This is a genomic window from Pseudovibrio sp. POLY-S9, from assembly GCF_001431305.1.
In the GTDB taxonomy this organism is placed as follows: Bacteria; Pseudomonadota; Alphaproteobacteria; order Rhizobiales; family Stappiaceae; genus Pseudovibrio.
Genome location: NZ_LCWX01000216.1, coordinates 28,279 through 39,061 on the forward strand (window position 1 = coordinate 28,279; position 10,783 = coordinate 39,061).

The 10,783-nt window shown below is 50.1% G+C and carries 12 protein-coding genes and 1 pseudogene; 4 read left to right on the forward strand and 9 right to left on the reverse strand.

The annotated features are described in order from the left end of the window. Positions 1–320: pseudogene (locus tag PPL9_RS34320) on the reverse strand (bifunctional acetaldehyde-CoA/alcohol dehydrogenase); the annotation flags it as partial. A gap of 533 nt (positions 321–853) precedes the next feature. After that, complete coding sequence (locus PPL9_RS22060) at positions 854–1,492, reverse strand: pseudouridine synthase (RefSeq protein WP_057464752.1); 639 nt, start codon at positions 1,490–1,492, stop codon at positions 854–856. Positions 1,493–1,643: 151 nt separating this feature from the next. On the opposite strand from PPL9_RS22060, the gene PPL9_RS22065 reads away from it, so the two are divergent. Both PPL9_RS22065 and PPL9_RS22070 read left to right on the forward strand, forming a co-directional pair. Further along, on the forward strand, positions 1,644–2,003 hold the full coding sequence (locus tag PPL9_RS22065) for a cupin domain-containing protein (RefSeq protein WP_057464753.1): 360 nt from the start codon (positions 1,644–1,646) through the stop codon (positions 2,001–2,003). 189 nt (positions 2,004–2,192) lie between these two features. Next, positions 2,193–2,474, forward strand: coding sequence for an SCP2 sterol-binding domain-containing protein (locus PPL9_RS22070; protein WP_057464754.1), 282 nt, complete (start codon positions 2,193–2,195; stop codon positions 2,472–2,474). 61 nt (positions 2,475–2,535) lie between these two features. Here the strand turns inward: PPL9_RS22070 and PPL9_RS22075 are convergent, their stop codons facing one another. Then, positions 2,536–3,183 (reverse strand): TetR/AcrR family transcriptional regulator, encoded by a 648-nt coding sequence (locus PPL9_RS22075; protein WP_057464755.1) that lies wholly within the window; start codon positions 3,181–3,183, stop codon positions 2,536–2,538. Between the two features lie 148 nt (positions 3,184–3,331). Here PPL9_RS22075 and PPL9_RS22080 point away from each other — a divergent pair, with 148 nt between their 5' ends. Continuing rightward, a complete protein-coding gene (locus PPL9_RS22080; protein WP_208860220.1) occupies positions 3,332–4,087 on the forward strand; it encodes a response regulator transcription factor in 756 nt (251 codons plus the stop codon). 253 nt (positions 4,088–4,340) lie between these two features. Then, entirely contained in the window at positions 4,341–5,093 is a 753-nt protein-coding gene (locus PPL9_RS22085) for a hypothetical protein (protein WP_057464757.1), read from the forward strand. Here PPL9_RS22085 and PPL9_RS22090 read toward each other — a convergent pair. The 6 genes from PPL9_RS22090 to PPL9_RS22115 all read right to left on the reverse strand — a co-directional run. Next, the gene (locus PPL9_RS22090) at positions 5,079–5,504 is read right to left on the reverse strand and encodes a Fur family transcriptional regulator (protein WP_057464805.1); all 426 of its coding nucleotides are present in this window, start codon (positions 5,502–5,504) and stop codon (positions 5,079–5,081) included. The two genes, PPL9_RS22085 and PPL9_RS22090, sit on opposite strands and share 15 nt — an antisense overlap. Before the next feature lie 119 nt (positions 5,505–5,623). Further along, positions 5,624–6,439 (reverse strand): metal ABC transporter permease, encoded by an 816-nt coding sequence (locus PPL9_RS22095; protein ID WP_057464758.1) that lies wholly within the window; start codon positions 6,437–6,439, stop codon positions 5,624–5,626. Next, positions 6,432–7,184: an ATP-binding cassette domain-containing protein gene (locus PPL9_RS22100; protein WP_208989560.1), complete on the reverse strand. Its 753-nt coding sequence runs from the start codon at positions 7,182–7,184 to the stop codon at positions 6,432–6,434. The genes PPL9_RS22095 and PPL9_RS22100 overlap by 8 nt, the downstream gene beginning before the upstream one ends. 176 nt (positions 7,185–7,360) lie before the next feature. After that, a complete protein-coding gene (gene uxuA / locus PPL9_RS22105; RefSeq protein WP_057464760.1) occupies positions 7,361–8,545 on the reverse strand; it encodes a mannonate dehydratase in 1,185 nt (394 codons plus the stop codon). Between the two features lie 59 nt (positions 8,546–8,604). Next, positions 8,605–9,369: an FCD domain-containing protein gene (locus PPL9_RS22110; RefSeq protein WP_057464761.1), complete on the reverse strand. Its 765-nt coding sequence runs from the start codon at positions 9,367–9,369 to the stop codon at positions 8,605–8,607. A 13-nt stretch (positions 9,370–9,382) separates the two neighbouring features. Then, positions 9,383–10,783, reverse strand: a 1,401-nt coding sequence (locus PPL9_RS22115; protein WP_057464762.1) for a glycoside hydrolase family 2, incomplete at its 5' end; no start/stop codon positions are given.

The following is a 10,783-nucleotide window of genomic DNA, read 5'->3' on the forward strand; positions in this document are numbered from 1 at the left end:
ATGATGCCTGTTGGTTCTGCAATGGTGATGGTACCAAAGGTGTCATCTTCATCGAGGATACCGCAGGTCTTTTCATCCTTGTATTTGTTGTAGATGTATTCGGAAGCGAACTGGTTTTTGATAACCTTGTCTTCCATTACGCCCATTCCAGTCTCTTCAACCGCCATGCGGGAGAGTGGGATGCGAGCATCCGCAGCAGCCAAAGCCGCTGCACGGAAAATCTTATCTACCTGCTCTTGTGTGTATGTAGCGTAAGTCCGTTGCGCTTTTTTAACCCGAGCAACAAGGGCGTCTAATTCTTCGCGATTAGTGACAGGCATTCTCTTCTCCGTAGGCAAAATCCGAAGCAGAAACGTGACAAACTATCCGTACATGTCACAAAACAGCTCTAGGGAGGAAACCGCTCTTCTGTTCGACACAGGTATTATTGGGTCACATTGTACTTTAGGCGCATGACTTAAGTCAAAAATCAGAGATATATGAATAGGATGTCATAAAACTGGCAATCTGAAGGCTACTCTCAGAGGCCAGAATTGTCATAATAATCAAACTTGTCATTTATTGCATAGCATTGCATACAGTTTTCACCCGTAAAATCAGTGATATTACACTTTATATTCAATGAGTTAATGCGGAGTGAGATCGCGGTTTTTACTGGGAGATAGCCAGCGATTTGCTTATAGGACAACTGCACTGTCTTATACTGTGTGAAAGTTCTTTTCCTGCAATAATTTGCTGGTAGTTTCACCTAGTGCTTGTGAATAGTGCGCTCTGGCTGCACAAAATACGATATTACCCGTATTTAATGTGACTCATTTTTACAAATTCAATGAGTCTGGCAGATATTGGCGACTTACAGATCCCAAAACGGGCAGGCAGCTGTAAAGGTATTGTATTCGCCACCGATGGGATGACGCAGCTCAAGCGTTTGCGCGTGGAGGTGCAATCGATCTGAGAACACCAGCGCCTCTCCGTCTGCGTAGAAGCGGTCTCCCACAATGACATGACCAAGCGCAAGCATATGTACGCGAAGTTGGTGAGAGCGGCCTGTGACTGGCATCAGCTTTACAAGGGTTGTCGCTTCCTCGCGGCGGACAACTTCCCAGCGCGTGAGTGCTGAACGGCCCTGCTCATGGTCAACCATCTGTTTTGGGCGGTTGGGCCAGTCACATCGTAGAGGAAGATCAACCTCTCCCTGATCCTCAGAGACATGACCCCATACGCGGGCAATGTAAGTTTTTCGCGTCATGCGCTTTTCGAACTGAAGCCCGACATGACGGTGCGCGTCTTTGTTCATGGCCATCACAAGCAGGCCAGAGGTATCCATATCCAACCGATGGATGGTTGTTGCTGTTGGGTATATGGATTGAGCGCGGCTTTCCAAACAGTCCCTATGCTCTTCTGCGCGACCGGGGACACTCAACAAACCACTCGGCTTGTTGAGGACCAGAAGCTGCTCATCCTGATGGACGACATCAAGAAAAGGCTCCATGGGCGGTGCGTAGATAAAGGATGGGCTCGGAGTGTTCATGGGGGCGCTTATAACGGCTTGTAAGCAAACGTCAACGGATAAGCCAGTCTGTGTTGTACGAGACTGCAACAGCCCCATATAACCGTCAGTATCTTGTTTTTATGAGGTTCCTATGATTGGCAATTTTAATTCTGAATTTGATAAGATCACTGACTACTGGTCCCCTCGCGTCGTCGCTCAAGTAAACGACCAGTATGTTAAGGTCGCCAAGGTCAAAGGAGATCTCGCCTGGCACAAGCATGATGAGGAAGATGAGCTCTTCTATGTTGTGAAAGGCAGTGTCGTTATTGAGTACGAAGGGGAAGCTGTTACCCTAAATGAGGGTGACTTCCATGTTGTCCCCAAAGGTAAAATGCATAACCCGGTTGCTCAAGAGGAATGCTGGATCGTGCTCATTGAGCCGGTAGCGACAAAGCACACTGGCGATGTTGTGACTGAGAAGACGAAATCTTTGGCAGATCAGCTGGCATAACGCCCTACTAAGGCAGCAGGGCTAATCCCGAATAAGCGGAATCTGGTGTCTTTACATTCAACGCATGCTGAATTACGCTTACGTTAACACGATGCCTGATGCGTAATACGTAGTGCAGCTACTTAGAACACCTTAGGCATCTGCCCGGATTTTTCAAACACTGTAATTTAACAGATGGAGGGAACAAATATGAGCATGGACGCACTTTTGAATGACCTGAAAGGCCGCGTAGAATCCAGCGACTTTGACAGCTCAATCAAGTTTGACTGTGGTGACGAAGGTGTTTTGGTGATTGATGGCAATTCCATCTCCACCGACAACAAAGACGTTGATTGCACAATCGGCGTTACCTTTGAAGACCTTCAGTCTCTGATTGCTGGCGATCTGGATCCAACAGCGGCATTCATGCAGGGCAAGTTCACTATTGATGGTGACATGAGCGTTGCAATGAAACTTAGCCAGCTGATGTAATCTCGGCTGCTAAAAGATCGTGCATTCGGGCCACGTGCCCGGATGCCACATAGACTAAAGTCTACGCAGATTCCTGCATTCTATGCTCGATAAGCTGCTGCAAAAACATCGCCCAGTGCTCGATGTAGGCCTGCTTATCTTCTTCCTTCATAAACAAACCATCTGAGCTGATCAGGCCTGTCATCATCTGACGCGAGGCTGTGATGAGCGTACGTGCGATTGTCTGACTTATTTTATTGCTATCAAAAATTGCCAGAATTCGATCGTCAGTCACTTTTGCGAAGTTGTCGAAGGTGGGTTTGATGCGGCGACGCAGCGAGTCTTCCGTTCGCGCTGCAACAAGAATTTCCACCATGGTGAGGTACTCAGGAGAGTTCGCCTGATTCGTCCACCATTTGATAGTCAGCTCAGAAATTCTGCTTTTATCCTCACCGATTTCGTTCAACCACTCCAAAGTCAACCGAACGGATTTCGCGAGCAACCTTTCCAAAACAAATACCATCAGATCTTCTTTAGTCGGGAAATGATGCTGCAGCGCACCCTGCGAAAATCTGGTCTTTTCGGTAATTTTCTTAATAGATGCACGGTGATAGCCAAACTCGTGCAAACAGCTGATAGCTGCAAGGAGGATCTCCTTACGCATGCGGTCACTCTTCTCTGCCTGAGTAGATTTTCGCGTTTCGCCGGTATCTTGAAAATTATTTTTCATGGAGCCTCACATCAACGCTTGTAAAAAAACCATATGCATGTATTTTTTTCAAGAGATAAGACGAAACACGTAGTGCATAGTTTAGGGAGGAGAAATTATGTATCGGGAGCGTCAGTCCACTGTTGGAACCCTAAGGGAGAAGGTTTCCATGCACACTGTTATTATTGGTGATCCACATCCGGCATTTTCCAGAGCACTTGCGAGTATCTACTCCAATGAGTGCCATGGCGTGAATGTACTTGTGACGAAAAGCTTTTCCGAGTTGCAGACTTGGGTAGAACTTCACCCTTCCGCAGTGGTACTTGTGAACCCTCGTATGAAGGGGGCACCAGGACTCGGCACGGCATCCGCACTGCTGGAGACCTATGAGATTTCCAGCCTTGTCATGCTGCTTGAGCAAGACAACCCGGGCCTTGCGGATTACTTCATTGCCCGTGGTGCAAGTGCAGCTGTTCCAAAGACTGCTGATTTTTCTGTCTTCAAAGCGATTTTGACCGGCGGCACTGTTGAGGTGACCACAGAATCCGAAGATGCACAGAACGCATTTGGTATCGACTTTTATGAAGGTCTGGCCAATCTGACACGCCGTCAGGCAACCATTTTGACTTACTTGAAAGAAGGTAAGTTGAACAAACAAATCGCTCATGAGCTCGGAATTTCCGAAGCAACCGTGAAGCATCATGTTTCTGCACTGCTGAGCACCCTGGGCTTTTACTCCCGCTCTCAGCTGGTCGCAATGATCAATGAGCTGGGCATCAACGTGGATTATCGTGGCGGCAACCGCAAAGCGGCGCGTGCCAAGACAAATGCACGCCGCGGGGCCAATGGCTACAAAATCTCAGGCGCGGGTGCTGGTGTGACACCGTCCTCCACATTGCAGCCAACGTATGTTGCAGCTCCTTAAACGGAACTGACACACCTGTGGCGAGATTACCGCTCCCTCGCCGCAGTTTATTCTCCTTCCTTTTACGGGTGTTACAGCAACGACCAGTCCAACAGGTGGCGTTGCTGTAGCGCTCTTGCCACAGCAAGCAATTTGTTTTTCCAGTTTGACTATTTGCGCCCTACACGCACTTGCCGTGGCGTCAACTTTTCCTCATTATTGATTTTGTAGGCTCCCAAGGCCCGGCTTCAATCTTTCAGAGGACTAGAAAACTGTGCAGCCAAGCGATTTTGCCAGTTTGAGCGACCTTGAGGTCATTTGGAGCGATCATGGCGGTATATGTCCGATCCCCACGCGCACCCTTGTTGCTTCTGATTTGCTCTTAAGCATCGGTCCCTCACCGGACAGAGAGTTCGACCAGACGTTTCAACGCATTTCTGGTGCGCTTGTGCTTGCCTATGGAGATCCGCTCTATAATGGTGGGCTCCGCATTATAGACGAAGCTGTCGCGCCTGAGCAGAACCAGTTGAACCTTGTGTTTTCATCCAAACATCCAGGCCACTTCAACACGGTTAGCCATGAAGCCTTCTATAACAACGAAAATGCGCTGTATGTTCCGTTTCGCAATTGGAGCGAGGTACATCCAGAGGACGACATTGAAAGTCTGTTTGGGGATTACTCACCCGGCATCTTTCTGAGATACGTGGTGAGTGAACGTACACGCTCGTTCCCGGATATCCTTGCAAGACTTGCAGAACGAGCTACTGGATTACAGGTATGTAGTAAGAACCGATCCCTGCTGTTTTCCAGCCTCTCCGAACTTCGACAAAAACTTCCAAGTGATCTTATTCTTGTCGATGGCAGCGGGTTTGGCGGCCAACCAACGTCGCGCCAACAGAAGAAGCCTTTGCTTTACACGACAAATTGGATTTCGCGAGAACTGATCGAACCTTCAGAACTGCACCACACAGAGAGTGATGTACCCAGCCTCTTTGATCTACGGCGTAGGTTCTCACTCAGCTCCTGAGGAGCTTTCCAACTTTTCTTGGCAGGATGCACAGGTGCCTTTAATCTCGATGGAAGTTGATTTGGCATCAAAACCATTCGCGCTTGCCCAACCGCTCAGAATTTCCGCGACATCATTGTCAGCAAATTCCAGCGCTTTGCCACAAGCTTCACAAATCGCAAAGCCAACCATCTCTACAGAATGACATGAGGGATGTGCACACGCGACAAAAGCGTTCATGCTTTCAAGGCGATGGATCAGACCCAGTCCGATGAGCTTGTCCAGAGCACGGTAGACCTGCAATGGTGCGCGAAGTCCCTCAGAGCGAAGTTGATCCAGAATGGAGTACGCGCTCATAGGTGCATCTGAAGCGCACAGCAAATCCAGAACCAGACGCTGATTTTTTGTGAGCTTCACTTCTGCAGTTGCCATTGCCACTTCTTTCACTCCAAAGCTTGTTGCGTTCCTATGCATTCACGCATCAAGCCCGAACACTTTGTTCTCAAGCGTCTTCTTATCCAAAAACCGGAACCACTTTTCGGGAATACGCTCTACTGCCCTCGCTCCTTTCCCAATACTCTGTTTATGAGCCGGGATGCAAACAATGAAAGCAAAAATAAGCACAGGCTTGCCACAACGATGGATGGACCGGACGCGCTGTCAAACTGCAGTGAGCCTTCCAGACCAAGGATAACACTCGCCACACCGATGATAGATGAGGCAACGGCCATTTGCTCCGGTGTTCTGGCAAACCAGCGCGCTGTCGCTGCTGGGATAATCAGGAGCGCAGTGATCAGCAAAACGCCGACAATCTTCATGGCAATGGCGATGATTGCTGCCATCATGACCATGAAAACGAGCTGTGTCAGGTCTGGATTGAAACCCTCGGCTTCCGCCAGTTCCCGATTGACCGTGGACGCCAGCAATGGGCGCCAGAGAAAGTACATCAAACCGAGAATAACTGCGGCGCAGGCGTAAATTGCAATGACGTCCTCATTGCCAACAGCGAGGATATCCCCAAACAGCAAAGAGAGCAGATCAAAACGCACTGAGCTCATGAACGCAATCAGGACCATGCCGAGCGCAAGAGCCGAATGCGATAGTAACCCCAGCAAAGCATCCGTTGAGAGCGCCCCCCGTTTTTGCAAGATGAGCAAACACAGGGAAACCGTCACGGTCACACCCAGTACGCCTACCATGAGATTGATGTTCAACAGGAAGGCAAGCGCAACGCCAAGAAGCGCTGAGTGGGACATGGTATCGCCGAAATAAGCCATCCGACGCCAGATGACGAAGCAGCCGAGTGGTCCGCTGACAAGCGCAAGTCCAATCCCGGCCAACATGGCTCTTAGAATAAAATCATCCATGATCGCAGCAGTCTCCAGAATCCCCTTTGGATGGAACGATTGTTCCGTCGGCCTTGTGGCTGTGGTCGTGATGGTGGTGGTAGATCGCCAGAGACTGTGAGGCAGCATCCCCGAAGAGCTGCTTGTAGGCATCAGAGGCTGCCACATGTTCTGGTGCGCCGCTGCAGCACACATGGCCGTTAAGGCAAACCACTGTATCTGTCTGCGCCATCACCACGTGCAAGTCGTGCGAAATGAGCAGGATACCGCAGTTCAGTTCCTCACGAATTTGGAGAATCAGATTGTAAAGAGCTATCTCACCGGAATAGTCGACACCCTGTACTGGCTCATCCAGAACGAGAAGGTCTGGCGTGCGCAGGATCGCTCTTGCCAACAGTGCTCTTTGATATTCACCACCCGAAAGCTGCTGCACATTGGCATTGATGAGATGCGAGATGCCCGTTTTCTCCAGCACCTTATCAATCTCAGCCCTAGACGGTTTGGCGGTCAGGCTCATCAAGCGGCCGACAGTCAAAGGCATTGTCCAGTCCACGGCAAGCTTTTGAGGGACATAGCCGACTTTGAGATTAGGTTTGCGCTTGATCTTTCCGGCATCTGCTTTCAACACGCCTAAGGCGGTTTTCGCGGTCGTGCTTTTGCCAGCGCCATTCGGCCCGATGAGGGTTACAATCTCACCAGCTTTTACACTCAGAGTCACATTCTGGATCAACCAACGGCCTTGCCGTTTGATCCCAACTCCATCCATCTCAATCAATTGCACAATAGGCACCTCAACTCACCGTGGGCAGCTCCACGAAGGGGATGACTTTTATATGTTATGTAATAATATTACACAAATAAAATATTCGTTGATTTCACAGCGAGTACAAAAAAGCCGGAGCAATGCTCCGGCTTATTCATGCTTGATTTTCCGAAATTAGCTTATGCAGGTTCGCGCATCGCTCGTATTGCTGTTTCAACACCCCGTAACTCTGCAAGGCCGCGCAAACGGCCCACTGCTGGATAACCCGGTGCAGATTTCATTTGCAGGTCTGAGAGCATGGCATGGCCGTGGTCTGGGCGGAACGGTATCAGATCATCAGAGCCAGATGCTTTCCTACGCTCTTCTTCATCCACCAAGGCTGAGATTACACCAACCATATCAACGTCGCCGGTCAGATGGTCCGCCTCATGGAAGGACAATGGATTGTCTTCGCGTTTGGTGGCCCGCAGGTGGACGAAATGGATGCGTTTGGCGTAGCGCTGCACAATGCCTACAAGATCATTATCAGCCCGAACACCCAGAGAGCCAGTGCAGAATGTAAAGCCATTTTCAGGTACATCGACTGCCTTCGAAATATATTCGTAATCGGATTCAGTTGAGCATACCCGCGGTAAGCCCAGCAGAGGGCGTGGAGGATCATCCGGATGGATTGCCATCACCGCTCCAGTTTCTGTACACACTGGGATGACTTCTTTGAGGAACAGTGCCAGATGCTCTCTGAGCTTATCTGCATCAATGCCGTTGTAGCGCTCCAGGTGGGCGCGAATATCTGCAACCGTGTAGGATTCTTCCGACCCAGGAAGGCCGGCCAGGATCGTTCTAACCAATCCGTCTTTATCTTCCTGAGACATCGCCTCGAAGACAGCGGTTGCGCGCGCAACTTCTTCTGCAGAGTATTCTTCTTTAGCGTTCGGGCGCTCGAGAATGAAGATATCGAAGGCTGTGAAGACATCTGCATCAAAGCGAAGACAGGTCGCGCCTGTTTCCAGTTCGTAGGTCAGATCTGTACGTGTCCAGTCAAGTACAGGCATGAAGTTGTAGCAGATCTTGGTGATGCCGTAGGCCACTAGATTGCGGATAGATTGCTTATAGGTCTCGATATACTTTTCGAAATCCCCAGTGCGCGTTTTTATATGCTCATGGACCGGAACACTTTCGACAACAGACCAGACAAGACCGGCAGCTTCGATCTCGTCTTTGCGCTTTTGAATTTCTTCAACTGACCACACCACGCCATTCGGGATGTGATGGAGAGCGGTGACAATGCCCGTTGCCCCAGCCTGCCGAACATCTTTGAGAGTGACCGGATCATGTGGGCCATACCAGCGCCAAGTCTGTTCCATGTTTAGCTCTTTGCTTTTCAAATTTTGGGGCCAAGGCCCGGTTTAACATTTCACTTCGGTTATTTTTTGAGATCGTTCACCGCTGCCAGCGGATCGGTATCAAACAGGTATGCGTCAAATGCAGGATCGTCGACATCTGAAAGCTCCAGCAGTGTCATGCGCACATTCTCCAGATGCTGCCACATGGCTTGCCGGGCCATTTGCGGATCCCGGCATTGCAGCGCCGACAGGATTGCCTGGTGATCATCCAGCCACTTAATCTGATAGCCTTGGTCAAAGATGCGCTGATGCAGCTGCTCCCACATGCGAGAACGTTTGCGCAGGGTCCAAAGATGCTCAACTGATTCAGTCAGGACAGAGTTCTGGCTTGCCTGAGCGACCAGACGGTGGAACTCCTCGTCAGCTTTGTGACTTCCCGAACCTGATTCAATTTCAACCCGTTCCTTTGCCAGCGTCTCGCGCATTTGCATCACATCAGCTTTGGTCGCCATTGTTGCGGCGAAAGCTGCAATGTTGCTTTCCAGCAGCTGGCGAGCCTGCAGCAGTTCAAATGGGCCAATGTCCTGCTCTAGTGAACTGTCTGGTGTCACATCACCCGGAAGACGAAGAACATAAGTACCTGAACCTTTGCGGACATCAACCAGCCCCTGCACTTCCAACATGATCATCGCGTCTCTGACCAGTGACCGACTGACGCCCAGATCCTCAGAAATCTTGCGCTCTGTTGGGAGCTTGTCACCAATGGCGAATGCACCGTTCGCCAAATCGCGAACCAGCTCTTCTGCCACATCCTGATAACGTCTTCTGTTCGAGTCTAATGTCATGGTGCAATCCAGATCAGTTTTTCGCTTTCAGCTCTGCATAAAAATCTGCAAGAAGTTTGAAGGCTGTTTTCTTTGTTTTCTTGTCTGAGGCGATCAAGCCTTTGCGGTTCCAACCTTGCTGGAACATGTTCTGTCGACGTTCGACACGGAAATCATAGAGGATCCATGGTGAGATGCCCTTTACGAATTCTCGCTGGCGTAAGGTGGCAATCTGCTTGCGGTAAACCTCAGCCATGTAACTCTCACTAAAGAAGCCCTTCTCCAGCTTCCCCTCACCGATGTAACCATCCGCACCAGTTTCGGAGATGACGACAGGTTTGCCCGGCTCTGAGTTGTCCAGAAAATCGATCAGGTCGTCGAAATTCTCCTCATACCAACCATAGTACTCGTTAATGCCGATCACATTGATATGCTGGATCAGGCGATCCTCGATACGGTTCTTGGTGTGATTCACAAGGCAAGCAGCAGAGGTCAGGCGTGTCGGGTCCATCTCTTTTGCGGTATCAACCAGATGCTTCATGAACGAGAGGCGCTCGTCAGTGTCTGGGTTCTCATTGCCAACAGACCAGATGACGACTGATGCTCTGTTGCGATCACGCTTGATCAGCTCCTGAAGCTGGTTGCGAGCGTCTTTGAGGGTATCCGGGTTCTTGAAGTCGATTGCCCAGTAAACCGGTATCTCTTCCCATAGAAGAATGCCTTCACGATCTGCCATTTTTGCGGCGCGTTCATCGTGCGGGTAATGGGCGAACCGCATGAAATTGCAGTTCAGCTCTTTGGCATGTCGGAACCGTTGCTCCAGATCCTCATCACGCAAGACTTTGCCGGTAAACTCGTCATCCTCGTGCACGGAGATGCCACGGAAAAAGATTGGCTTGCCATTGAGCAGAACGTCCGTTCCGACTTGATCTATCTGACGGAACCCGATCATGTCTTCGACACGATCTTCTCCAACAGAAGCGATTGCCTGATAGAGGCGCGGGTGTTCTGGTGACCACAGCTCTGGTTTTGATGGGATAACCAGTTTTCCGAAGCCGTCTTTGTCAACGGGAACCTCAGACTTGATGCCCAACTCTTTGAATTCGACTGTGACGGACGCTCTGTCTGGACCGCCGATTTGCAGCTCAACCGCGATTTTATCGTAGGAGCTGTCAGGGATCAGGTAGGCGAAGAAATCTGAGATGAATATTTTCGGGGTTCTATAGAGCTCTACGTCCCGATAAATGCCACCGTAGTTGAACCAATCGGTATTTCGCATCGGGACACGATCCAGCGTGCGGGTGTTGTTTACGCACAGCATCAACCAGTTGCGACCCGATTTTGCGTGATCGGTTAGCTCTACATTGAATGGTGTGGACCCGCCGTAGTGGTTGCCGAGAAACTCGCCATTCAGGAACACCTTACAATCGTACTG

Coding starts and splice junctions, on each gene's coding strand:
- PPL9_RS22080 (WP_208860220.1), top strand. CDS start 3,332: ATGCACACTGTTATTATTGGTGATCCACATCCGGCATTTTCCAGAGCA.
- PPL9_RS22075 (WP_057464755.1), bottom strand. CDS start 3,183: ATGAAAAATAATTTTCAAGATACCGGCGAAACGCGAAAATCTACTCAG.
- PPL9_RS22110 (WP_057464761.1), bottom strand. CDS start 9,369: ATGACATTAGACTCGAACAGAAGACGTTATCAGGATGTGGCAGAAGAG.
- PPL9_RS22095 (WP_057464758.1), bottom strand. CDS start 6,439: ATGGATGATTTTATTCTAAGAGCCATGTTGGCCGGGATTGGACTTGCG.
- uxuA (WP_057464760.1), bottom strand. CDS start 8,545: ATGGAACAGACTTGGCGCTGGTATGGCCCACATGATCCGGTCACTCTC.
- PPL9_RS22070 (WP_057464754.1), top strand. CDS start 2,193: ATGAGCATGGACGCACTTTTGAATGACCTGAAAGGCCGCGTAGAATCC.
- PPL9_RS22090 (WP_057464805.1), bottom strand. CDS start 5,504: ATGGCAACTGCAGAAGTGAAGCTCACAAAAAATCAGCGTCTGGTTCTG.
- PPL9_RS22065 (WP_057464753.1), top strand. CDS start 1,644: ATGATTGGCAATTTTAATTCTGAATTTGATAAGATCACTGACTACTGG.
- PPL9_RS22060 (WP_057464752.1), bottom strand. CDS start 1,492: ATGGAGCCTTTTCTTGATGTCGTCCATCAGGATGAGCAGCTTCTGGTC.
- PPL9_RS22100 (WP_208989560.1), bottom strand. CDS start 7,184: ATGGATGGAGTTGGGATCAAACGGCAAGGCCGTTGGTTGATCCAGAAT.